The sequence below is a fragment of the Shewanella psychropiezotolerans genome (assembly GCF_007197555.1).
In the GTDB taxonomy this organism is placed as follows: domain Bacteria; phylum Pseudomonadota; class Gammaproteobacteria; order Enterobacterales; family Shewanellaceae; genus Shewanella; species Shewanella psychropiezotolerans.
The window spans coordinates 4,667,262-4,690,641 of sequence record NZ_CP041614.1; the positions used below are offsets into that span (position 1 = coordinate 4,667,262).

Annotated in this window: 22 protein-coding genes and 1 pseudogene; 7 read left to right on the forward strand and 16 right to left on the reverse strand. The window is 44.2% G+C overall.

The window, feature by feature from the left end:
• Positions 1-267: 267 nt before the first annotated feature.
• A complete protein-coding gene (locus FM037_RS20500) occupies positions 268-735 on the forward strand; it encodes a GNAT family N-acetyltransferase (protein ID WP_144047524.1) in 468 nt (155 codons plus the stop codon).
• Position 736: 1 nt separating this feature from the next.
• Here FM037_RS20500 and FM037_RS20505 read toward each other — a convergent pair whose 3' ends face one another.
• Genes FM037_RS20505 through FM037_RS20510 form a run of 3 tightly spaced genes read right to left on the reverse strand, consistent with a single transcriptional unit; the run spans position 737 to position 3,034 of the window.
• Positions 737-1,753, reverse strand: a complete 1,017-nt coding sequence (locus FM037_RS20505; RefSeq protein WP_144047525.1) for a DUF2955 domain-containing protein — start codon at positions 1,751-1,753, stop codon at positions 737-739.
• A 21-nt stretch (positions 1,754-1,774) separates the two neighbouring features.
• Positions 1,775-1,924 carry a hypothetical protein gene (locus FM037_RS28615; RefSeq protein WP_185976870.1) on the reverse strand — a complete coding sequence of 50 codons (150 nt, stop codon included), beginning with the start codon at positions 1,922-1,924 and terminating at the stop codon, positions 1,775-1,777.
• 42 nt (positions 1,925-1,966) lie between these two features.
• The gene (locus FM037_RS20510) at positions 1,967-3,034 is read right to left on the reverse strand and encodes an HlyD family secretion protein (protein ID WP_144047526.1); all 1,068 of its coding nucleotides are present in this window, start codon (positions 3,032-3,034) and stop codon (positions 1,967-1,969) included.
• Positions 3,035-3,162: 128 nt separating this feature from the next.
• Here FM037_RS20510 and FM037_RS20515 point away from each other — a divergent pair, with 128 nt between their 5' ends.
• Together FM037_RS20515 and FM037_RS20520 are read left to right on the forward strand one after the other, a co-directional pair.
• The gene (locus FM037_RS20515; protein WP_144047527.1) at positions 3,163-4,029 is read left to right on the forward strand and encodes a LysR family transcriptional regulator; all 867 of its coding nucleotides are present in this window, start codon (positions 3,163-3,165) and stop codon (positions 4,027-4,029) included.
• A gap of 88 nt (positions 4,030-4,117) precedes the next feature.
• A complete protein-coding gene (locus FM037_RS20520; RefSeq protein WP_144047528.1) occupies positions 4,118-4,597 on the forward strand; it encodes a LabA-like NYN domain-containing protein in 480 nt (159 codons plus the stop codon).
• Between the two features lie 348 nt (positions 4,598-4,945).
• Here FM037_RS20520 and FM037_RS20525 read toward each other — a convergent pair whose 3' ends face one another.
• Entirely contained in the window at positions 4,946-6,730 is a 1,785-nt protein-coding gene (locus FM037_RS20525) for a M1 family metallopeptidase (protein ID WP_144047529.1), read from the reverse strand.
• A 227-nt stretch (positions 6,731-6,957) separates the two neighbouring features.
• Between FM037_RS20525 and FM037_RS20530 the strand changes: the two genes are divergently transcribed.
• The 3 genes from FM037_RS20530 (at position 6,958) to FM037_RS20540 (ending at position 10,410) form a co-directional block, all read left to right on the forward strand.
• Positions 6,958-7,848: a collagenase gene (locus FM037_RS20530; protein WP_144047530.1), complete on the forward strand. Its 891-nt coding sequence runs from the start codon at positions 6,958-6,960 to the stop codon at positions 7,846-7,848.
• A 386-nt stretch (positions 7,849-8,234) separates the two neighbouring features.
• Positions 8,235-9,845: a DNA topoisomerase gene (locus tag FM037_RS20535; RefSeq protein ID WP_144047531.1), complete on the forward strand. Its 1,611-nt coding sequence runs from the start codon at positions 8,235-8,237 to the stop codon at positions 9,843-9,845.
• 172 nt (positions 9,846-10,017) lie between these two features.
• Complete coding sequence (locus FM037_RS20540; protein WP_144047532.1) at positions 10,018-10,410, forward strand: H-NS histone family protein; 393 nt, start codon at positions 10,018-10,020, stop codon at positions 10,408-10,410.
• A gap of 324 nt (positions 10,411-10,734) precedes the next feature.
• Here the strand turns inward: FM037_RS20540 and FM037_RS20545 are convergent, their stop codons facing one another.
• The 9 genes from FM037_RS20545 to FM037_RS20575 all read right to left on the reverse strand — a co-directional run bounded on the left by FM037_RS20545 (position 10,735) and on the right by FM037_RS20575 (position 17,332).
• Complete coding sequence (locus FM037_RS20545) at positions 10,735-11,133, reverse strand: hypothetical protein (RefSeq protein ID WP_185976871.1); 399 nt, start codon at positions 11,131-11,133, stop codon at positions 10,735-10,737.
• Between the two features lie 192 nt (positions 11,134-11,325).
• Positions 11,326-11,934 (reverse strand): hypothetical protein, encoded by a 609-nt coding sequence (locus tag FM037_RS20550; RefSeq protein ID WP_144047534.1) that lies wholly within the window; start codon positions 11,932-11,934, stop codon positions 11,326-11,328.
• 1,195 nt (positions 11,935-13,129) lie between these two features.
• On the reverse strand, positions 13,130-13,648 hold the full coding sequence (locus FM037_RS20555; protein WP_144047535.1) for a hypothetical protein: 519 nt from the start codon (positions 13,646-13,648) through the stop codon (positions 13,130-13,132).
• Positions 13,649-13,768: 120 nt separating this feature from the next.
• Positions 13,769-13,936, reverse strand: a complete 168-nt coding sequence (locus tag FM037_RS28620; RefSeq protein WP_185976872.1) for a hypothetical protein — start codon at positions 13,934-13,936, stop codon at positions 13,769-13,771.
• Between the two features lie 35 nt (positions 13,937-13,971).
• The gene (locus FM037_RS28625) at positions 13,972-14,142 is read right to left on the reverse strand and encodes a hypothetical protein (RefSeq protein ID WP_185976873.1); all 171 of its coding nucleotides are present in this window, start codon (positions 14,140-14,142) and stop codon (positions 13,972-13,974) included.
• Positions 14,143-14,169: 27 nt separating this feature from the next.
• Positions 14,170-14,475, reverse strand: a complete 306-nt coding sequence (locus FM037_RS20560) for a hypothetical protein (protein WP_144047536.1) — start codon at positions 14,473-14,475, stop codon at positions 14,170-14,172.
• Positions 14,476-14,502: 27 nt separating this feature from the next.
• A complete protein-coding gene (locus tag FM037_RS20565; protein ID WP_144047537.1) occupies positions 14,503-15,540 on the reverse strand; it encodes a DUF1254 domain-containing protein in 1,038 nt (345 codons plus the stop codon).
• A 129-nt stretch (positions 15,541-15,669) separates the two neighbouring features.
• Entirely contained in the window at positions 15,670-16,353 is a 684-nt protein-coding gene (locus FM037_RS20570; protein ID WP_144047538.1) for a DUF3313 family protein, read from the reverse strand.
• A gap of 169 nt (positions 16,354-16,522) precedes the next feature.
• Positions 16,523-17,332, reverse strand: coding sequence for a hypothetical protein (locus FM037_RS20575; protein WP_144047539.1), 810 nt, complete (start codon positions 17,330-17,332; stop codon positions 16,523-16,525).
• Between the two features lie 300 nt (positions 17,333-17,632).
• Between FM037_RS20575 and FM037_RS20580 the strand changes: the two genes are divergently transcribed.
• Positions 17,633-19,543, forward strand: a complete 1,911-nt coding sequence (locus FM037_RS20580; protein WP_229380956.1) for a DUF3604 domain-containing protein — start codon at positions 17,633-17,635, stop codon at positions 19,541-19,543.
• A 263-nt stretch (positions 19,544-19,806) separates the two neighbouring features.
• On the opposite strand, the gene FM037_RS20585 is transcribed toward FM037_RS20580, so the two are convergent.
• From FM037_RS20585 to phoR, 3 genes and pseudogenes are all read right to left on the reverse strand, one after another.
• Entirely contained in the window at positions 19,807-20,514 is a 708-nt protein-coding gene (locus tag FM037_RS20585; protein ID WP_144047540.1) for an IS6 family transposase, read from the reverse strand.
• Positions 20,515-20,793: 279 nt separating this feature from the next.
• Complete coding sequence (locus FM037_RS20590) at positions 20,794-21,765, reverse strand: PstS family phosphate ABC transporter substrate-binding protein (protein ID WP_144047541.1); 972 nt, start codon at positions 21,763-21,765, stop codon at positions 20,794-20,796.
• Positions 21,766-22,005: 240 nt separating this feature from the next.
• Positions 22,006-23,312, reverse strand: a pseudogene (gene phoR, locus FM037_RS20595) (phosphate regulon sensor histidine kinase PhoR).
• Positions 23,313-23,380: the final 68 nt, after the last annotated feature.

Below are 23,380 nucleotides of genomic sequence, written 5' to 3' on the forward strand. Positions count from 1 at the left end.
GTAAAGCAACGCAAATGTCCGGTGTTTATTAAACAATATCTTGTAACAGAGCATGACTAGAAACAATCCCGCAACCACAGGCAAACTAAAGCCACACAAGCCAACACAGAAAGACACAAGTTATATCTGGAGGCTGCAAGGCCACAAAAGGCCGATAAAATCGAGCTGCAACCCATTTATCTGTTGAGTGAACACTATTAGCAATTGGTAAAAATTTCTTCGATAATCCACGCAGCCAAAATACTTGGCGCTTATGAGACATTCCAATTGAAATTAATTTGGCTAGATAATCTACACCGAAGAGGTGTCTACGGCTTTTACCGCAGTTACATGCCCTATACCCGAATCAGTCGAAAAGAGCAGATAGCCTTATTGATAAATGATGATGAACACACTTTTCCCCCTGACTCATACATTAAAGCAGAGCAGATTATTGCAGGTCTCAGGTTTAGGCCTATCGGAGAATTTAACTTACTGAACGGTATGCTGGTTCACCCAGACCATAGAGGAAAAGGCATAGGCCACCAGCTAATGAAGCGAGTAACAGAGAAACTGACATCAAAAGAAACCTATCTATTTTCTCTACCACACCTGGTGGAGTTTTACCGAAAGCATGGATTTAGCCAAGATGTCCAAGCGCCGAATGATATCGAACAGCTTTTTAATAAATACACCAGCCAAGGTAAAGACTTAGTCATGATGGGCTATATCAAGGTAAAGAATCAGAATCGGTGATTTAACCTTTCTCTTGCCTTGGTAAGCTAAACAACCAAGGCATCGACTTGAGCAGCTTATAGCCTAGCCAGATCATCATTGAGGTGGCGATCACAGCGACCAGAATAGAGCTAGCTCGATAAAGAATGGCGAAGAAGGCGTCTTGTTGTCCCGGTACCATGTTAGTCGTCAAAGGAATCGTCAGCGCGGAGATGGCTGAGAAACCGATCCCTGCCCATACAGGATCCTTAGCCAACCAGCGACAGAAGATCCCGGCGGCGATGGCATAAGACACGAGATAGAGTATAGGGTTGTCAAACATATCATAGAGAACAAATTGAATGGCCATCGCAGCCATACAACCGGCCAATGTTCCTATGATACGAATTTTTGCCGCCATCAGGGACCCAACCAGAGTCATAGGTGCCAATATGACCAAGATACTCGCCTGAGCCGAGAGTGAGTCATTCAAGTTCGCCACCTGAAAAATGACAAACGCAACCATGGCCACCAGCCAGCCCAGGGCGGTTTGTTCCAATATGGCTTTAGGCTCTTTATCTTGCCCTTGTATACTCATTATGGGCCCTTCTTCTATCGGATCAGGAAAACAATAAAAGGCCAGACCGCAGATAGGCAAGGTCATCAGAGTGGCTATCCAGATCCCCACGATGAAGTTTTCTAAATCGAATGCTTGATAGCTGCCAAAATTGAGCAGAATCGAACCAATAAGTAGACCCACATATCCGAATACATAGATCGGTTTATGATGCATGGCAAAGCATTTAAACAGCAGCATGATCCCCACGGCTATCAGCATGAGAACCGGGTATGGCTGCAAGAAGCCTATGATTAGGCTTACCTGAACGCTCACCCAGAAGATGCCCAATATCAACTGCACAAACAAGCCCGTATTCCAACGATTCAGACTCACTAAAACAAACACAGGAAACAAGGCCATAAACATGGCATTCGACCACCCAAGGAGCGTGCTTATGGTTACACCTAACACACAGGCGAACCAGATCCTTAACGGCTTCATCTTACCTCCTCGAATGACTCTCTAAAACAGAAAATAAACCATAGTGAGAGCCCGAATAAACAGGGCTTCAACCGGTTCAAAAATAACGGCAAGCAGCAGAGTAACACTGACTCCCAGAATCATTCGGGTCGTGGTTTCTCTTTTAACTGGCTTACTATTTGATGGTGACATCCTGGTTACCTTTTACTCGTTTTAATCTAAGTTCAGACGTGATCAATACACATAATGGAACAGACTCACCATGCGTATTAATAGCCCACCTAAAAAATTAAACACTAAATTATCTGTTTGATAGATAATAACAGTTGCACGAGAACCAACAAATAGGTTATCAGGAAGTTTAATGTCAGCGCTGAAGTTAACCCTGACTCTTTGGGCATCACGTACCCAACGATTACTGGTCACAACCGATGACAATTGACCATTAGCCTTCTGCTGCGCCGACGCCACACCAAAATCACGACTGGACACAGCTAAACTCAGCACCTCTCCGGGCAGTCCATCGAAGGCGACTTCGGCGCGCATGCCAGGTTGTAACATGGAGGTGGCCTTCTCTCTGAAATCGGCAGTGATCCACAAAGAGTCGGTAGGAATAAATGTCAGAAGAGGCTGATTAACACTGGCAAAACTACCTTTATGCAGCTGTAGATTTGTCACCACACCGTCACTCGGTGCTTTTATCTGTGTGTGCGAGAAGTCTAACTTGGCTTGTGCTAAACTCGTTTCGGCTGAATGTACTAAACTACTCTCCCCCTCACTATCACCAAGTTGAGTCTCAATTGCCCTGTACTGGGCCTTCGCTGCGACAAGATTCGCCGAGCTCTCATCTCTCTGTGTCCTGATCGAATCAAGCTTAGATTCAGAGACAGAACCTGAAGTCGACAACTTAGATATTCTTTGAAACTCCCTTTTGGCATTGTCAGAAGCTGCTGTACTGGTTGTAATATTCGCTTTCGCCGCCGCGGCCTGAGCATACAGGGACGCTTCCCCCTCGATGGCCTGCTTTAAATTCAACTCGGCCATAGTAACCGCTAACCTAAACTTACGATCATCTATGCTAAATAACAGATCACCAGACTTAACCAACTGATTATTGCTGAGGTTCACTTGGGTTATATAGCCCGACACTTCGGGGGCTAACTGCACGACAAAGCCTTGTACCCGACTCTCAGTCGTCATGGGCGCATAGCGGTCGGCCATAACCAGATAGAGGCCAGTCACCACGAACATGATGATCAACACTGTCATCCAACGTCTGAATTTTTGCTCTGCGAGCTCCATTTTATCTCCTTTCAATCTTAAGCAGAGTATTATATATCGCTATTTTTACTACAAATAGTCTGTATCATAGGCCATGTACGTCCTATTAATAGGACGGGATTATCAAGTAAAAGATCATGGAGTAGCAGATGCCAAGCTTAGACGATATCAATTTGTTTGTTCAGACGGTACGACACCAAGGGATCAGTTCGGCTGCTAAGGCCAATGGTTTACAGCGTTCTAAAGTCAGTCGGCGCTTACAAGAACTGGAAAAACAACTAGGCTACCAGCTACTTATCCGCACTACCCGCAACATAGAACTCACTGAACGTGGGCAATGGTTGTACGAACAGGTGAACGGCCCCCTCAACAGATTAAACGAAGCGGTTAATTTGATGCAGACAGAGCGAATGACACCACAGGGGAAAATGCGTCTGGCTATCCCGCCCGCCCTTGGAATGACAGAGATATTTTCTAACGTTATCGAAGATTATGTTAATCGATATCCTGATGTCAGATTAGAAGTAGAGCATCAGAAACAAGCTATAGACTTGAGAAGAACCGATACGGATCTACAGATTTTACCAAGTTATATAGACACACTGCACCATGACTATGTTCAACAGCACTTACTCTATTTGAGTTTTTGCATGGTCGCATCCGTAAGCTATCTCAGTCAGTTTGGTACCCCTAAGCAATTTTCTGACCTAGCGTCTCATCAACTGTTAGCCAGTCGCTATAGCAGGTCACTGTTACCTGAAGATGTCGAATATCACCTTTACAGCGATGATCTACAGCTTCTCATCAGGCTGGCAAAATCAGGTAAGGGCGTCGCCTTATTACCCAGATTACTGGTGGATAAATATCTTCAAGACGCCAGCTTGCATGAAATATTAGACCAACAGCGTTTTACCGAACTTAAACTCACCTTGATCTATCCATCTCAACCTTATTTGCCCGAGAAAACCCGGGCCATGGTTCAGTTATTGAGGCTATCTTTCGGCCAAAATACATGATGCCATAAAAAATGTAGAGGCTAGCTTGTGCTGCCATAGATAAATGAGTAAGAATGTGCACCACACATAATTCATAGCGAAGCTAAGCATGACAAATAAGAAAATAGCCATCTTCGTCGATGTACAGAATATCTATTACACCTGCCGTCAGGCCTATGGCCGCCAGTTTAACTATCGAAAGTTATGGCAACACATTGGCTACGAGGGCGATATTGTCTCGGCCACGGCCTACGCCATTCATAAAGGCGATGATGGCCAGCTTAAATTTCAGGATGCACTCAAACACATAGGCTTCGATATTAAGCTAAAACCATTTATTCAGCGCAGCGATGGTTCGGCAAAGGGTGATTGGGACGTGGGGATTGCCATCGATGTGATGGAAGCGGCTCCGGAAGTGGATACTATCATTCTGCTCTCCGGCGATGGTGATTTCGACTTACTCATGCTCAAGGTGTATCAAAAGTATGGCGTCGACACTCAAGTTTATGGTGTACCGACACTCACAGCTAAGTCTCTTATCGATTCGGCCTGTAAATTTGTTGAAATCGATGAGGCTTTATTGCTTTAACATTCAAGAAAAAACGATTAAAAACAAAAGAAAATTAACAATGAAAAACAATAGGTTAATCATTAGATATAATAATACCTCTACAGAAAACCTGAAAGATTGGATTTATTTATGATGTGTGGTGAACTTTCTTCGAGATAGTGACTCTGATTATATGTAGCAAGTTGAGTGTAACTTGTTTCATGTTTTCATCATGGTTCATCACCTCCCTTTTAGAGGGCTCAATGAGTTCTCAACTGAAAGGTAAGTTAATTTGCTAGCGCTTAGTGCTTACCAATTCAGAACTTATTCTATTAAGAATGTTTGGCACCTCATTGAGGTGCCATTTTTTTTGCTTTCAAGCCCTGTTTACAAACCAATGCTCTTATCTAGCTGAACGACGATCGATGGATGATACCCCACTCTCGCCTGGCTATAGATCTGCTTAATTTCGCTCTCATAGCCGGCAACTTGCAACTCTGAGTAGAGTGGCCTAACAAACTTGCCCCGGCCTATTCGGATAAGGTAATCACTCAATGCGGGTAATACTGGATCGTAGTGATTACGGATAGCCACCCTAAACCAATCACAAGCAATTTCTGCGTTAGTCGATTGAGTCAGGTTAAAGCATCCATCTAACTCCATCAGCTGCTCTTGACTAAGCACCTCAGGCAGTGAACTTAAAAAGTACTGCCAATGATGGACTCGCCAACTATCTGTCAATAACGAGCTTGCTTGTGTACCAGCCAACCAAGTCTCTATGGCTGCTTCGACTTTATCTAAACTGTCTGATACCGGCGGAGTAAACCAGTCAGGCATGCCACAGCCATAGATCCACTCCAGCAACTCAGCCTCGCTGAGCTTGTCTGCATGCTCAATCAGCAAGGTCTGCTTGGCATACTCGATAAACGTTTCTGTGGTTATCGCCTCGAATGCAAAGTGCTGCACATAGGTATAGAGAAATTTATCGAATGCCTCACGACCCAAACGACGCTCCAAATCATGGACAAACATAGACGCCTTATCATAGGTGAAACGATTAAAAGCCTCATTGGGATCTTGAGTCTGTACATTGGCAGGTAAATGCTGTTCGGCGAGTTCTGTGGTTGCCAGCTCCTCCTTCAAGCGGCCATATTCCAATACCACTTCCAACTCGGCTTGCTCTTTACCAAACACAGCCTCGACGATGCGATTGGTAAAATAGGTGGTAAATCCCTCATTGAGCCAAAGATCTCGCCAAGTGGCATTACTGACCAGGTTTCCAGTCCAGGAGTGAGCCAACTCATGGGCCACGGTAGACACCAGACTCTTGTCTCCAGCGATCAGGGTCGGCGTAATAAATGCCAATCGAGGGTTTTCCATGCCACCAAAGGGGAAACTAGGCGGCAAGACTATCATGTCATAACGCCCCCAGGGATAAGGCCCCAGCAGAGACTCGGCGATTTCTACCATCTGCTCGGTATCTTCAAACTCTTTGACCGCCGCATCTAACACTTCGGGCTCAGCATAGACGCCGGTGCGGTCGCCTATTTTACCGAAGGCGAGATCTCCCACCGCGATGGCCAACAGATGAGTCGGCATGGATTTCTCCATTGAGAAAGAGAATTCTCCATCCAAACTCGCCGTCGCATCATTCATGGCGCTCATCACAGCCCGCATGCCAACAGGCACCTTAACTATTGCCTCGAACGTGATGCGGGCCTTAGGGCTATCTTGCAATGGGATCCAGCTTCTGGCATTAACGGGCTGAGATTGGCTGAATAGAAATGGCAGAGTCTTACCACTGGTTTGCTCAGGAGTTAACCATTGCAGACCTTGGGCATTGGTTGAGGTCTGATAATACAGCTTCACACTTAGAGTCTGACTCAGCAGAGAGATATTAAGTCTCTCGCCTAAGATAGAATCGTGTTTATCAATAGTAAATGTTAAGACATCACCCTTATCATCTCGTACATCCAGTATGGTGAGTTCGCGAAGATCTAACCATAAATGACGACAACTGGCATCGATATAATCCAGCGTTAACTCGGCAACACCTGTTAACTGTTTAGCTTCAAAATCGACATCGAGATCTAATGCTAAATGCTTGACTCTAATTTCATCGACATTAGCAAATGAATGATAGTCACGATTATTATCCCATTGATTTGACACTACACTTTCCTTTTTAGCAATTACGAATTAACTTGAAATCTCAAATATAAATAGCCCGACACATGTACATAAAGTTTAACTGGCGTTGCCGTCGATAACACATACCACGAATATTAATGATTATCTTAACCACAGCCGGTGAACATGTCATTGCAATTGACTTCATTTAACTTAGATGAAACACTTGAGAATATTGTATACAAAAAGACATTTCGAGGGAACACGCCGTGCAAACGTTTAAACTTTTATCATTAACGGGTCTGCTTAGCCTAAGTGCCTGCCATTCATCGGTTCAAGAAGATCCAACGAGTTTAGCCGCGGTCTTATCTCAGAATCATGCCTGTAGTGACACCATAGTCATACGTTCACAAGCCCTAACAGAAGAGCAGATAGCCGAGGCTTGTGCGCTAATGGGCAAACAAGAAGCTAAATTTCATCAGCTATTTGGTACCCAAGGTAAGCCTGTCGCCAACGACAACAACATGAGTATGCGAGCCAACGTCTATCATTCTCGCGAAGATTACACTCAGTATGTAACCACTCACTTCGATGTACCCAGCGACAATGGCGGCATGTTCCTCGAAGGATTACCGGGCCAAACTGACAATCAAGCAGAATTTGTCGCCTATGAGAAGAAGGGGCAGATTTGGAACTTAGCCCATGAATATGTGCATTATTTGGATGGCCACTTTAACTTATACGGTGATTTTTGTGCCTCACTGCACGACTCCCACAGTGCTCCTGAATACTGCCCTAAACCTGCACCACTTTTACCCTACTTGATCTGGTGGAGCGAAGGATTAGGTGAATATGTCTCCCGAGGAGACGATAATCAAGCCGCCATCGACTTGGCTAAAAAATCCCTTTCAGACAATAGCAACTTCCCATTAAGTGAGCTATTTAATACCGGCTACGAGAAAAATGGCGGCACCGACAGAGTCTATCGTTGGGGATATTTATCGGTTCGCTTCATGATGGAAAACCACAAAGATAAGATCGATAATATGCTCATATTCACCCGCAAGGGAGACTACCCAAGGTACCAGGCTTTAGTTAAGCAATGGGGCACAAGCATGGATGATGAATTTAAGATCTGGCTGGTTAAACTCACCAGTTAATCTTGCCCGTTTTAAAAGTTAGAGAAAGTTGCTGGTAAATATTTTATCGTTATTTCCAATAAAATATGAACTATCCGGATAAATGGGACTCTGATTATATGAACCGAATTTTTGGCTTCTGTTTAACGTTAGATTGAAGTCGTTTTCATTGTTCATCATCACTCCCTTTTAGATAGTTTCTAGCGCGACTGTCACCCTATTCCAAGCTTGGAACATGTAGCGACCTGATTAGGTCGCTTTTTTTTGCCTAAATTTTAAATGAAGCGGTAAGGATAAGAAGAGGCTAATCCTAGTTCCTAGGAACTGGTATTAAAACCAAGATCAAAAAAGGCCTCAGATGAGGGCTATGGCAATGTACTCAATGTAGGCCGAGTGCAAACGCGGTATTGGGACTGATTAACACTCGAACACTGGCGAATCTCAACCACTGCGAGAGCTTCTACTACGTACTTTCTGGTGCCTTCTCTTTTTCAAAAGGTAATATTAATGCCAAACATGTTCCTGGAAAGGATGACAACACGGATGAGAAAAATCGTCTAACCAGTGAGCCTGATGCGCTCATGATACAAGAGCAGTGCCTCAACCAACCGGCGAGTATCACTGGCATCAACACTAAGGCGGAAAACAAGGCCGCGCCGTTGCCGTTTAACTTGTCGACCTTGCAACAAACGTGCGCCAAACAACATGGTTACAGTGCCGATGACCCCCTCAAGCTGGTACAAAGCCTGTATGAGACCCACAAGCTATTAACCTACCCACGCTCAGATTGCCGTTATTTGTCTGATGAACACTATGCGGGGGCCAGTAAGGTACTGACTGCAATAGCGGGTACAGCACCAGGACTGAATGCAGCCATCGAGGGCGGCAATCCTCAATTGAAGCACAAAGCCTTTAACGGCAGTAAAATCACCGCGCACCATGCGATTATCCCCACTGAAAAAAGTGGGGCAAGCATCACCTTGAGCCCTAAAGAGCGCACGGTATATGAGTTAGTCGCAAAAAGCTTTGTAGCCCTGTTTTATCCAGCCAGTGTGCGAGATAAGACCCGTTTGAAGATTGATTGCCAAGGGCGTGTCTTTGTTGCCACCCAAAGCAATATGACCGCGCAAGGCTGGGAAGTGCTGTATCGAGGTGAAATAGAGGAGGAACGCGAGAGCAAGCAAGAGCTGGACTTAAGGGAAGTGAGCAAAGACACCGGCACTAACCAATCACTTGATATCGATAAGAAGAAAACCACACCACCGAAATACTTTGTCGAATCAAGCTTACTGGCCGCGATGACCCGGGCAGCCAAATTCATAGAAGACCCAACGCTTCGCGCGGCCTTGGAAGCTAAGGACAAAGATAATGCGTCTGAGTCTGGCTCTATCGGAACAGAAGCCACCCGGGCGGCTATTTTGAAGAAGTTGGCCAACAATCCTTTAATCACCCTTAGCACTGAGAAAGGCTATAAGGAGAAGGTGTGGAAAACCACCGAGCAAGGGCAAGAGTTCTGCGCCTTGCTGCCTAAAGAGATTGTGGCGCCGGATACCTCGGCACTGTGGGCACAGAAACAGCAAGCTATCAGAGCCGGAGAGTCCACCGTTGAGGCATTTGTCAGTGATTTAGATGATTACCTGGCACTGCGTATTTCTGATGTAAAAACCAACGGCGTGCCCATCACCATCAAAAACAAAATCAGTTGCCCTAAGTGCCAAGTGGGGGCGCTGGTGAAGCGTAAAGGAAAGCATGGCCCGTTTTGGGCCTGTAATCGTTACCCTGAATGTAAGAGCCATTACCCTGATGATAACGGCAAGCCTAACCTTGAAGATAAAAATAAATCCACGCTGGCCATCTCAGAGACCGAGTTTTGCAAGCAATGCGGCAAGCCCCTTATCAGACGCCCAGCGAAAAAAGCAGGGGTATTTTGGTGGGGCTGTTCGGGCTACCCAAAGTGTACCATTCGATTTTTTGACCAAAACGGCAAGCCGGACAGAGATAAAGGCGAAATGCGATAGCCCCAAACTTGACTAATCCCTTGCTAGCTACGAGTATACGCCCAGCCAAGTAGGGATACAGACGGAACAATAATAAGGCTTTTACCCTTTCAATCCCGCTAAGTAAGGCGGTTTTTTTTGTTGATGACCATTCAATATCAACCCACTTTTTCCTTTTAAAGAGACTGAAATAATGAGCGATTTTTTAGAGATTTTAACCCATGGCCGTAAATTCAAGGCAGCAGTCAAAGACCTGCCGTTTGATGAGCTAAAGGTCTTCGCCGGCAAGCTTGAACAATTGATTGCCACAAGAGAGGCCCAAGCGGAAGCTGAGCTTGCTGAAAATGCAGAGCGTAATGCTCAAATTGATGCCATCAGAAAGCAGATGGCCGAACTCGGGCTGAGCTTGGATGACGTGGGAGAGGCACCAAAGGCCCCCAAGAAAAAACGCGAACCCCGCCCTGCGAAGTACAGTATTGAAGTCAATGGCGAAACCATCAGCTGGACAGGACAAGGCCGGATGCCAACCGTGTTTAAAAAAGAACTCGATGAAGGCTTTGAGCTTAAGGGTTTCCTCATCTCATAAAACGTTTTCATGCCAGTTTTATGAAGATTTGATGAAGTTACCCACAGATTTAGTGGATAACCTTTGTACAAGTCAAACCTGTGCAAGTAAGAGATTTTGTCAAGGTTATGAGAGGATAAGCTCAATATTTTAGAGCGCTATTCTCGTGTAAATAAAAGATAACCCAGGCTTATACCAGAGCATTCCGACACTGACAAAGCAGTCATCACATCCAGCCTTGCTGGATGTGATTTTTTTTGCTTTTTTTCCTGAAAACGACTTTTTGTTATCGAATTAGCACTCGTGCAGCGCTTCAAATGACACCAACGAATAGTTACATTGTAATTATTCGTTCTTTTCAAATTCACTTAAATCCGCATTCAATATCAAATAATCAATGATTTCAATTTTTGTTTTACCTGATTTGAAGATCATTAGACTTAATTTGCGTCGGCTCGCATCAGTGATTTCAACTTGTAGCAGCTCTTTACCATTGCGCTTCTTGTGAACCCGTAACGTCGTGACCAACTTCTTGAGACCCTGCTCAGATAAATGAACGCTGATGTAATGTTCCAAATCTGCATCTCGGAGAACCAAGTCGCCTAATTTATCCCAAGCACGCAAAGCCACATCAGAGTTAAGGAAGTTCTTTCCAGTGCTAAAGTTTATTTTGCTCATCTGATTTTTAAGCCAAATTTGCTGAACCATGTGCTCAGTTTTCAGTAATTCTGCTTTTTTCATCATTCCGCCTTCGAACTAATAGTTACAATGTAATTATTCATCCCTAACTTGTTCCACTTCGAACGAACCTAAAAGCAAAGTTACACTGTAACTATAAGTAAGCATAATTAAACACCACACCTACGCGATATGTTCATCCGAAGCACCATCGAATAGACAACGGAATAGTTACAATGTAACAATTCATGCTCTCAATTAGCCCCACAATCCAATGACTTTATCGAAAATTTTATCGAATAATTTAGAGTCGTTTTTTTCAATCATAAAATCCAAAGCATGGGCACGAACAACGGTTTCAAGCATGTCTAAATCTTGATTCACCGCCGCAACTAACATTTTTTGACAGCTTTTAAGGTGTTCCTCTGAAGCATTTTCAAAATGACAATTTTTGATGTAGCGCTTAATGAGTTCGTCCAGCGATAAAGGCAGGCAAAACCCCCGCCACTGTTTTGTCAGTGTTAAATTTCTCATAGGCCAACTTGGGGAATCAGTAATAGCGTGTTGACGAAAATTGATACGCTGATGCACATTACAATTTTGTAAGCGATGAATAAGACTATCGTAACGCTCAAACAAGAAAACGAGTGACAGACCATAACGCGATACCGCTATCGCGCTTTGTGAGGGCAAATTATCCCCAAAGCGGCCTATCAGCATTAACTGGTAATACTCACGATAACTCTGCATGAAAGTCTTTTGCTTTTTGAAGATATCGGATTTGGAGGAGCCTGCTTGTATCTTGTGGCTGCCAGTCACGATGAGGGCGTTAGTGGAAGTTGTCTGCGCGAGAAGTGAGTGTGTCATTGCTATATCTCCAGTGGTTTACGTTATCGTTTTTTGTGTTCGCCTGACCTCCAATACTCAACGCAGAGCCTGACTCGCAAGGGCGCGAAGCGCTTGTATACCCTTGCGAGTCTGGTGATGAGGTGAGATTGGTTAGAGGACAGAGCTAAATGCAAAAATGAGATAACCACTGGAGATAAATGACACACGAAGGACTTAAGCAGGCTTACGCACACTTATGCCATCAGAGTGACTGGCAATGCTTGGCTGTTGATTGTTGATTTGCGATCGCCGAAGGGAAGGATTGTCTATCTGGAACTTAGTGCCACGGCAAGTTTACTTGCCCTGAGAGGCACAAGTTAGCGATAGGAGGAGCTGGCGACGAAAAGCCCGCTTATCGCCTAATGCCTTAAGTATAAAATGGTATTTCCTACTCTAATATACTGATATATTACGGGTATTAATGACACGATCACCTCCAGTAAGAAGGCTTTATGTCATCAGTAAAGCGGCTTACTCGTTTACTATATAGGGAGGATCATGTTTGCATTATTATCAGCTTCATTTATTTGTACTCTAACAATTTATTGGTTTTTCTTTAAAATCATAACAAAGAGGTTGGTTATTTCCAGCCTTATCATGTTGATTTACTTAGCGTTGATTTTCAGCACCGAGATGCCGCTTTCCCCAGGATTGGTAGCCTTTATGGGATGGTACCTACTCTCTCATTCGGGGCTATTCTTTTGCCTGAATTAAACCCCAAATCCCCCATTGCAGTAACGGTAAGTCTGGGTTTCTTAGGCTTATTGGTGACATTGTTCGTGTTACTTTATTTTAAATTTTTTGTGTGGTGACGCTATTAAAGTAGTTTGATACTTGACCAACCGTTAGATTTATCTAATGTTTGACCTGGTATCATTTCACCATCTCGTGATGTTGTCTTTTTTGTCGCTGGAAGCAAAGCCTGACATAGGCAGCTTCCAGCTTTCAATAACTTATCTAAAAGATACAACCTCTCGCTAGCTCACTTTTGGACAAAAGCTTGTTGAACGAAGCCGCTCTGCGGCAGAAAGAGCAGAGCGGCCTCGTTCAACACATCACTGGACAGAAACATGCTAGATCGTTAGCGCTAATTGACCAGACATTGATTAGAAAAAGTATCTAAATTTACCGGAAAGCTATAACTCGCTCCGCCCCCTTTATCTTAAACGCTTTGTTAAATGACAACTATTAGTGAAATAGTAGCTAAAATGGGAACTAACCAAGCATGGGCTGACTTAATTATTGCCAATGTCCAAGACTCTAGTTTTACCGCTAGCAAGATTTCAAACGGAATATCAATAATTACCGGAACCCTTGCCGCACGATATGAAGTCCATGCACCTGTGTTAACAGTCGGTTTTGAGCAACCTAATAACGTTGCTTGAAATACTCGATCACGTGTGTTCCCAGTAACTGCTTGCAGCTTCTGATTTACATAACCAATGAGTTTTTTGTGTGATTGAGATGCAGTATGTTGCTCAGTTTTTACTACCTTAAAATTGAAAACCAAACATGCGAGCCCCAAAACTAATGTCAGCCCATTAACAACCAACGTAGATTTAGGGATAGTAAGATTATTTATGGTTACTACACCAAAATTCAGCGTTAATGATTCAAAAGCCACCCCAAATTTCATAGACATAGCTAAAACCAAAACTGCGTAAAAATATATTTCAACACGCTTAAAGTTCAATTTGCCTCCTTGCCATTTAACGCCGCATTAAGCGGGCAAAAATGTTGGTTAAACTTGCTGAGGAACGAAGCATAACTAACTGTTTTTTTGTTCAATTTAAATGTCTTATTAATTTTTGTTTTAAATCGAATTCTTCGCTTTTGCACCTAAAGTAACTTCTTTAATTAAAACATTTATAATGTGAGAATCCCTTACAAATCGTTCTTCAAAGTCTTTACTTGCTAAAGGTGCAGCCAGCACTTCTTTTGCTTCATAGCTAACACCAAGCCCACCCATTGATACTGACAATCTCGGTCTCCAGAGAGTTCTCGCAAACCTCCCAGTCATTCTGCTTTCTGTTTCTTGGTAACCATTACCAAAAAAGGCAATGCAAAGCCTAAGACCATTTTTAATGTTGGATGCTCAGCATCCTTGGATTCATCTAAAAAGCTTCCAAAGGATTGCAATTTTTCATCTAACTCCGTAGTTAAGAATGCCCCGGCACCTTTTGACATTAAACCCATGACTATTGAGTTAACCTCTTAAATTGATTCAGAAAACTCGTTAATTAGCACTTGATCATTTTCGCTACCAGTATTTGTTCTATATTTTCTAAAACCGTAAGATAACTTTGCTAATCCAATGCTCAGTGGAGCGTAAACTGACTCGGTATACTCTCTAGCTTTTTCAAGGTAGTTATCTTGAAGTTTTTGGTTGTAATTTTGATTTAACTCGATGATTTTTTGCTTAGAGGAGCTAGCTTTAAAATAACCACCGATAATTGCTCCTAAGATGCCAGCAAGTCCTGCAATCAAGGTTGTAATAACTTTTGTATCAGTGAAATCCATGACTATCCTTATTAGTTATGTATTTATTTACGAAAATTCAACACTTAACACAGTAAATACATGAATTTTCTGCTCTTCAATACACTTTAATGTTAGTCCTTTACTAAACGCTATTTCTCTTTCATGGCCCATTTTTTCATTGGCGGTATCATTAAATACTACCCCTTTAGTATGTAGGTCTGTTACCACTGTCATTACCCATATTGTATGTGGTTCGTGGTAACAAGCATGGACCGCTGCAACTTTAGGGCAAAAAGAACTTGATAAAACTCTATCCGTTGTAAAACTTGTCCCTATGACACCAGTTCCATTCGATACTGGCCAAGGAGCTAAATCAGCAGGTTTAGTATAGGCTACGCGTTGCATCGAAAAAGTTTTATCTACTGCGATTTCTTGTCCACTGTTTTTCATTTCCTGAAACTGACTAAGGGGGGTTAAGCGAAGTTTATCTTGAATTTTATTAGCATTTTTTACATCGTCTGATCCCTTAACTCCAATGCGCCCCCAAATAACTAAACTGTTGTACTCACTATCAATACGTTTAACATCTGGAGGTAAATTACCTTTCCAGTCAGGCCCCACAAGCGCGAAGTCACCGGCTTTAACACCCGTAGTTCGACTACCAACATAAGCAAAAGTATCGCCATTTGGATCCCATAATTGCATGGTGTAGTAGCGATCCGCTTCTACTTCAGGAACCGAAAGAACCATAGGTTCGCGGCTGACATCTGTAAAGGCTTGAGCATATAGAGTGTCATTGTTGGGTGTCGCAATCGCTTTAAATTCAGGGCCGCGTAATTGGCGGACTAAAGCAAATTCATTTATTTGTGCTTGAGGGTTACCTGTTTTAGCTTCAGCATCAGGTCGTGTCCGACCGCGAATTAAATCTTCAAAGAACACGATTGGATACCCCCAAATAGCGGCATTAACACCAAGATAAAAGGCTTCAGCCTCAGCGCCCTTAAGGGTTCCTAATTCAGGTGGAGGAGTCGCTCGCCCCTTAGCATCCGCTACAGAGCTCATGGTTAGAAGCACATACAAAGCTATAGTCATTATAATTTTCATTGTTCATTCCTTGACAATATTGGTTTAGAACTCGCTGTTATGAAAAGTCTTTTTGAATTATGAAGCTTTTCAACTATAAACGACTTAGGAGTAAACAAAAGATGATCCATCACCTCAGGTATCTAAGCTCTACTGCTTAGCTGGACTAGTATGCGCTTTATCTAAATGCTCTCTTAAGCTTTTAGCCCACTTTCTAATCACTCTTTTGGCGTCTGCACGGTTTGAGACTCGACTCGCCCACTCGTAAAAATCATTATCCCCCGCCTCTTCTGCATCGATGATACGAGCAACTATCTGGCCACTCACTCCATCGAAGACCTCCAAAAGCAATGTCCCTTCGCCTGTGGTATCAGTATAGCGTTTAACATTGACAGCACTCTCTAAATCAGGTGCATTCACTTCCAAATTGATGACAGAGGGCTTAAGTAACAAGGTTCCCGGCTCTGCTTTGGTCACAATGGAATAATGTGTTGATTTGGCTAGCTCTTCCTGAAATACTTCATCAAAGAGTTTTTCTACCCCCTCTTTAATGCGAATAACATCTTTATCTTCAACTCGCATTGATAACTCTCTTTCATCGCGATTGTAATCTCGTTTCCAATCCTTTTTAAAGGTAACAGTGCTGGGAGAGATAAGGATTTTATCGTAACGGGTAAAATCAACATTCTCGTTTTTAGCCACTTGAGTCGAACGTGTCGCTTTAACTAACGTCATCCCGTCAGCTGACACGGTGAGCTGTTGATTTTTATTTATCGTGCACGCTGAGAGCGTTGCGACAGCTAAAAGTGTTACGCATAAAAATAACTTATTCATATTTTTCCCTGTTTAATATCATTAGCGACTATTTCTGTTGTGATTTTTTGGTTGCCACTTTAGCGTCAAAGGAGGAGTCACCTACCCCCTCCTGATGGCTGATATAGCTCATCAATTCTTTGCTAAAGCTTGGTTTCAAGCCACTTCAAATGAGCTTAGCTGTTAAGAATTAAAATCCAGGTAAGATTGCACGCACCATGAAGCGAAACTCCCAATCTGCCGCGCCTTTTACATGTTTATAAACTTGTGGTCCCCAACTTACTGGCATCTTTCCAATCCTGCTCATATGAGAAAAACCGCCCCCAATAGGCACATCCCACTTATCATCATCTTTTGTGAAATCCGCAACGATTAACGGCGTAGAGGTGAAAATCCATCCTCCTTTCTCACCAAAGTCATAATTAACAATAGGTTGGAAGGTGAAGGTGTTAATGTCTTCAGCCGCGTTATCGCCATTGACATCCCAAACTTGAGTGGCAAGACCACCGATAACCCAACGTCCTTCAGTGAGCACCAAGCCCCCTGACAATCCGGCGCCCCAGCTGTCTTTGCCAAGGGCACTATTGCTATGGGTGGGGATTTGAAAGATAGGACCAAAGCCTGCGCGCAGACCTGGGCGTATATTGGTGGCAAAGACGATGTCTAAAGTGGTATCGCCCACCCCTGATTCATCTGGTATTTCAAAGTCATCAATAGGAATAATGGCGCGAGCAATACCGTACCACTCATCACTGCCAAAACTAAAAGGCACAACAGGCTGTATGAGTATGGCGTTGTTGTCTTTGCCACTATCTGCAATGTCTGTGTATTGGTTGAAAAAGATAGGCATACTGATGATTTTTGCCAAAGGGTCTTGTGCCTCCTTGGACAGTTTATTTAACTCTTCATCAGCGATAGCGCTTGCAGATATCACCATGCTTGCAGCCATTGTGGTGTAAATGGCGACACATTTAGCCACTGAACTTACCGTTAACTTCATTTTTATTCTCCCTAACGTGAAATTGCTCACAAAAGACGCTCAATAAAGAGAACATGGCTTTAAATGCTAATAAAAGCAACAAATAAACTGCCACACTATTGAAACATTGTGTAAACACAATCACCCTGACTTGTTAGCATTCCAGGTGTTAATTATCTCTGTGTCATTAAAGTAAAATGCCGTTAATCGAAAAAATAAGCAGAGACCGCACCTTAAGTGCCAACCTCTTTTGATAAAGAATGGTTACAACAAACGAAGATTAAGCCACCTTACATAAACATGAGCGAGAGGATGAGTCAGATGAACAAGTCTATTTTGATACCAACACTATTAAGCATCACTATCACCACGATATTGTCAGCCTGCTCGCCTCTGGAGAGTAAAGAAAACCAGGACAGAAGCGCCACAGAGCAATCGACTCAAGCAGCAAGCAACACTGCCCCTAAGCAAGAGACAAGCGATACTAATCAGTCAGTGGCCGTCAATCCCTCTAAGGATGTGTACTTCGGTGAGACCCATATGCACACCGCTTTCTCACTGGATGCTTATCTCGGTGGTACACGCTTAACCCATGAAGATGCCTACCGCTATGCTCAGGGCGAAACCATTAACCTGATGGGCCGAGAGCTGAAACGTCATCGCCCGTTGGACTTCATCGCAGTAACTGACCATGCTGAATACATCGGTGAAATGTATACCAATTTGACCGAAGGTGCAGAAGGGCACAACCAAAAGTTGCTCAAAGAGCTACGGGGCATGACAGATATCAAGGACCGTGAAGCTTGGTTTATGAAGTACGTTATCTCCAGTAATCGCGGAACCCATCCAGCTCACCCTCCCTTCTTCACCGGTCCCGAGTCAGTCAAGAGTGCCTGGAAAATCATGCAGGAAACGGCGGACAGATATAACCAGCCCGGCAAATTTACCGCCCTTAAAGCCTTTGAGTGGAGCGGTGCTCCCGGAGGCGGTAATCTGCATAGGAACGTGATTTTCCGCGACGCTCAGGTACCCGATGCCCCCATCAGCTATATTGATACCAACCGCGAAGATGGATTATGGCAGTGGATGGCCCAGCAAGAAGCCAAAGGTATGAAGCTGCTGGCGATTCCCCATAACTCCAACGCCAGTAAGGGCATGATGTTCCCCAGTGTCGATGCAGAGGGCAAGCCTATCGACCTTGAATACGCCCAGACCCGTCAACATTTCGAGCCTTTGATGGAGATGATGCAAGTTAAAGGTAACTCAGAAGTCCATAGACAGTTCTGGCCAGAGGATGAATTTTCCGACTTTGAAAATGCCGATTCGATTCAAAAAAACAGTGGCCGAACCTTTCACAAAAAAGACTTCGTTCGTGAAGGCTTAAAAATGGGACTCGCTTACGAGCAATCCCTCGGCGTCAACCCGTTTAAATACGGCACCATAGGCGGCACAGATAACCACAATGGTCTGCCCTCCGCTGTTGCTGAAGACAGCTTTATCGGAGCCCATGGTGCTGACGATGGCAGCGTAAAAGCCCGCCGAACAGGCAAAGTCGTTGGGTGGATTGATGGCAAGGACCTCAGTATCGGCACCCTAGCCGGCGTCTGGGCAACCCAGAACACCCGCAGTGGTTTATGGGATGCGATGAAGAGCCGTGAGACATATTCCACCACGGGGCCGCGCATCAAGGTGCGTTTCTTCGGCGGCGTCGAACTTCCAGCAAAACCTAAGAACGGTCAAGAGCTGGTCCAGCAAGGTTACGATTTAGGCGTGCCTATGGGCAGCGACTTGCCTTCAATTGGCTCTGCTCCGACCTTTACCGTCCACGCAATGAAAGACCCTGACGGCGCGAATCTTGACCGAATACAGATAATCAAGGGTTGGGTCGATGTTAAGGGAAAGACATATGAAAAGATTTTCGATGTGGTCTGGTCCGATAAACGTAAAAAGGGTGAAGATGGCAAGCTTACACCAGTGGGGAATACCGTCGACCTGACAACAGCCAAGTACACCAATACCATAGGGGCAACGGCCCTTATCGGCAGTTGGACCGACTCTGAGTTTAACCCAGAACAGCACGCTTTTTATTACACTCGAGTCATAGAAATACCAACGCCTCGTTGGACCACCTATGATGCAGTGAGAAGTAAGCAGCCTCTGCTAGACGACGTGCAAGCCAGCATTCAGGAACGCGCCTGGACATCGCCCATCTGGTATAAGCCTGCGGGATAAGTTTGTTTGCGGTAGTAATATCGCACAAAGCACAGACTTTAGGTAATTGCCTGATATATAGTAAAATTTAAAAGGAGTTAAGATGAAAAACACACGATTTCTCATACTTGTGTGCTTGATGTTTCCTGCAGTGTCGGCTGAAGAGGGGTTAGCAGAAATCTCAAAAAATTGAGCGACCCAACATCGAATACCTGGGCACTTTTTACGGCTCTGTTGCAAAGATTGAGCCTAGCCCGAAAGTACTCCGGTTATCTGGATGATTATTAATAGTTTACCAGTGCATTGGTGATTAGACGGATCTCTCCTGCTATTCCTTGACCGGATAACCAGGTATTGAACTGCCCTTTTTTAAACATGTGCATCACTTCAAATCCTTTGATAGTGGCATAAGCCGTCTTCATCGATTTGAATCCTCTCACAGGATTGATGAGCCTTTTCAGTTTTCCATGATCAGCTTCTACCGCATTGTTCAGGTATTTAATTTGCCGGTGTTCAAGCGCTTCAGGACATTTGCCTTCTTGCTTTAATTCCGTAATGGCTACACCGTAGGAAGCGGCCTTGTCGGTATTGATGGCGGAGGGACATTCCCAGCATTTGAGCCCTTTCAAAGCTTTACCCAAAAACCGTTTAGCCGCCTTAGCATTACGTCTGGACGATAAATAAAAGTCGATGGTATGACCTTGTTTATCGACAGCCCGATACAGATACACCCATTTGCCTTTCACTTTGATGTAGGTTTCATCGACCTTCCTGCTTAATCCTGCTTTGGGCTTCCAATACCACCTTAATCGTTTTTCTATTTCTGGCGCATAACGCTGAACCCAGCGATAAATCATACTGTGGTCAACATTGATACCACGCTCACTGAGCATCTCTTCGAGTTCTCGATAGCTGATCCCGTATTTACAATACCAACGTACAGCCCAAATGATAATGTCGTGGGAAAATTGTCGATACTTAATGAGTGTCATGAGATAGCAGGCCTAAAACAAAAGAGGAGCTTAGCTGATTCGACGATCTTTGCAACAGAGCCCATTTTGAAAGAGCTGCTAACAGTTTTAAATGATGCTGTCATAAAGCAAAAAAACCGCCGATTAAGGCGGTTTTTTATTTTCCTAACGGTTACGTGTGGTCAATGTGTGGACGCCTAAACTATGGTGCCATTATAAATCAATAACTTACAAGCTTACAGCAAGCCTCAGATGAGGCCTTTTGAACATTATCAGTCTAGCGATATGAAGATTGTAGACTTAAAGGCGAATGCCCGCTTTGGCTAAATCTTTAGCTGTCACACTAAGTGGTAGTGGCACATAACCATCTTTCTCTACGATTTGCTGACCTTGCTTAGACAGTGCAAACTTCAAGAATTCACGGTCCATTGGTGATAGGTCTTTGTTCGGATGCTTGTTCACATAAACATATAGATAACGTGATAATGGGTAAGTACCGCTTGCCGCATTAGCCGCATTAGCTTCGATATACTTAGTCCCCTTCTTCGCAATGGCCACCGCTCTCACGCCTGCAGTCTTGTAGCCGATACCCGAGTAACCTATGGCATTGAGTGACTGAGACACAGACTGAACCACAGATGCAGAACCTGGCTGCTCATTCACGTTTGCCTTGAAGTCACCTTTACACAGTGCTTTCTTCTTGAAGTAACCATAAGTACCCGATACTGAGTTACGACCATAAAGCTGTACATCACGAGCAGACCAACTACCTTCCAGACCTAAGTCGCCCCAACGCTTAACATCGCTGCCACCACATTTATGCGTCGCAGAGAAGATGTCGTCAATCTGTTCGATACTGAGGCCTTTAATTGGGTTATCTTTATGGACAAATACCGCTAAGGCATCGATAGCGACACGAATCGCCGTTGGCTGGTAGCCATAATGCTTCTCGAACGCTTCAATTTCGTTAGGCTTCATCTTACGGCTCATAGGACCGAACTGAGAAGTCCCTTCCGTGAGCGCTGGAGGCGCAGTAGAAGAGCCAGCCGCTTGAATTTGGATGTTCACGTTAGGATACATCTCTTTAAACTCTTCGGCCCAAAGCGTCATCATGTTAGCCAGAGTATCTGAGCCTACAGAAGATAGGTTACCCGATACGCCGCTTGTTTTTTCATAAACAGGTAGTGACGGATCGATTGCAGCAATTGATGCTGCAGAGAATAAACTAGCGGCTGTTAAACTAACCGCGCCGACAAGCTGTTTCAGTTTCATTCTTTGCTCCAGTGTTAAGCGTACTTGCTCATTAATTGAATTAACATTTAAGTTGCAGCCAGTATCTGTTTCTATGATGACAAGTCTATTACTCTGGTGTGACACTTAGATGACAATGTGCGTTTTAAGTGAATTTTTAATGTCTGGTTAAGCTATACACGTTAGTGGCCTCCGATTACCCTGAGCAAAAAGCAGACTCAAGGTCTGCTTTTTTGTGAACTCGCTAGCCCAATCACTTTTTTAATCGGTGTGGTGAGTCCCTTCGATGAGATTCGTCGGGATAACGAAGCTGAATGTACTGCCCTTGCCAAGTTCACTCTCAATCATTAACTCACTCTGATGATTACTCAGGGCATGTTTAGTGATGGCCAGGCCTAAGCCTGTACCGCCTCTTTGACGGGTTCTGGCACTGTCCACTCGATAGAAGCGCTCGGTTAACCTGCCGATATGCTGGGACGCAATACCATCACCACTGTCGGTGACGCTAAACAAGCCACCTGTCGCGACTCGTTTCCAACATACCCTTATCTGACCACCGGGCTCTGTATATCGAATCGCATTAGATATGAGGTTAGAGCAAGCACTCCTAAGCTCAATTTCATTGCCATAGAGATGATAGTCAGCCTCACAATCAAAACTCAAACTGTATCCCCCTGAGACAAGGCATTGGCTTCCTCTTTTAACACCTCGATCATATGGTCCATATTGATAATATTGCTTAAATTTAATTCAGCTGAATCTTCTATTCTGGACAGGACTAAGAGTTGTTCGACCATAGAGCGCATGCGATTGGTTTGTTGCTGCATCTGGTCCATCGCCTTAACATTTGGCGAGCCAGGTTCTGCCATGGACTGCATCATCTCCAGATAACCTTGCAGCACTGTGAGTGGGGTTTTCAGCTCGTGAGATACGTTAGCGACAAAATCTTTGCGCATCCCCTCGAGTTGCCTCACCCGAGTAATATCTCTGGCGATAAGCAGGAACTGACCCGTGCCATAGCCCATGATACGGATCTCCAGAATGCGTCCCTCAGAGAGTGGCGATGCCAACTCGAATGGCTCTTGATAGGCAGCTTTCTTGAGGTAATGAGAAAAATCAGGATGACGAATTAAGTTATCGATTCTCTGGCCGCTATCCAGTGGCCAAACGAAACCCAATAACAGCTGGGCAAGCTTGTTACACCAGATGATGTTGTGCTCAGAATCTAACACCACAGCAGCATCGGGAAGTGCCTCTGCGCCTTGCCTGAAGCGACCAAGCAGGAACGCTAATTGGGAGACACGTTTACGGTTTTTCCCCTGAAGGCGATAAATACCATTGAAGACACCTTCCCAACTACCGCGACCATTTGGCGGGGTTAGCCTTCTGTCACGCCATAACCAGAAGTTGAGCCTGGAGAGCTGGCGATAATGCCAGAACAGCAATGCCAGAGTACCGATCAGGAGAACCCAGACAACTTCGCCCAGGAGCAGACCAAGAATAAAACATAACACCAGATAGGTTACTAATCGAGATAGTAGTCGATAACCCGAATATGAATCAAACATAGAAATTGCATCGAAACCATAGGTAAGAGACGGGCACAAGATAACCTAAATTAGATCTCGTGCCTAAC

What these genes read in the sequence shown, in the direction of transcription:
- FM037_RS20570 (WP_144047538.1), bottom strand. Translation starts at nt 16,353, where the DNA reads ATGAATAAGTTATTTTTATGCGTAACACTTTTAGCTGTCGCAACGCTC.
- FM037_RS20505 (WP_144047525.1), bottom strand. Translation starts at nt 1,753, where the DNA reads ATGAAGCCGTTAAGGATCTGGTTCGCCTGTGTGTTAGGTGTAACCATA.
- FM037_RS28625 (WP_185976873.1), bottom strand. Translation starts at nt 14,142, where the DNA reads ATGTCAAAAGGTGCCGGGGCATTCTTAACTACGGAGTTAGATGAAAAA.
- FM037_RS20540 (WP_144047532.1), top strand. Translation starts at nt 10,018, where the DNA reads ATGAGCGATTTTTTAGAGATTTTAACCCATGGCCGTAAATTCAAGGCA.
- FM037_RS20590 (WP_144047541.1), bottom strand. Translation starts at nt 21,765, where the DNA reads ATGAAACTGAAACAGCTTGTCGGCGCGGTTAGTTTAACAGCCGCTAGT.
- FM037_RS20560 (WP_144047536.1), bottom strand. Translation starts at nt 14,475, where the DNA reads ATGGATTTCACTGATACAAAAGTTATTACAACCTTGATTGCAGGACTT.
- FM037_RS20565 (WP_144047537.1), bottom strand. Translation starts at nt 15,540, where the DNA reads ATGAAAATTATAATGACTATAGCTTTGTATGTGCTTCTAACCATGAGC.
- FM037_RS20545 (WP_185976871.1), bottom strand. Translation starts at nt 11,133, where the DNA reads ATGATGAAAAAAGCAGAATTACTGAAAACTGAGCACATGGTTCAGCAA.
- FM037_RS20515 (WP_144047527.1), top strand. Translation starts at nt 3,163, where the DNA reads ATGCCAAGCTTAGACGATATCAATTTGTTTGTTCAGACGGTACGACAC.
- FM037_RS20575 (WP_144047539.1), bottom strand. Translation starts at nt 17,332, where the DNA reads ATGAAGTTAACGGTAAGTTCAGTGGCTAAATGTGTCGCCATTTACACC.
- FM037_RS20510 (WP_144047526.1), bottom strand. Translation starts at nt 3,034, where the DNA reads ATGGAGCTCGCAGAGCAAAAATTCAGACGTTGGATGACAGTGTTGATC.
- FM037_RS20585 (WP_144047540.1), bottom strand. Translation starts at nt 20,514, where the DNA reads ATGACACTCATTAAGTATCGACAATTTTCCCACGACATTATCATTTGG.
- FM037_RS20550 (WP_144047534.1), bottom strand. Translation starts at nt 11,934, where the DNA reads ATGACACACTCACTTCTCGCGCAGACAACTTCCACTAACGCCCTCATC.
- FM037_RS28615 (WP_185976870.1), bottom strand. Translation starts at nt 1,924, where the DNA reads ATGTCACCATCAAATAGTAAGCCAGTTAAAAGAGAAACCACGACCCGA.
- FM037_RS20520 (WP_144047528.1), top strand. Translation starts at nt 4,118, where the DNA reads ATGACAAATAAGAAAATAGCCATCTTCGTCGATGTACAGAATATCTAT.
- FM037_RS20580 (WP_229380956.1), top strand. Translation starts at nt 17,633, where the DNA reads ATGAACAAGTCTATTTTGATACCAACACTATTAAGCATCACTATCACC.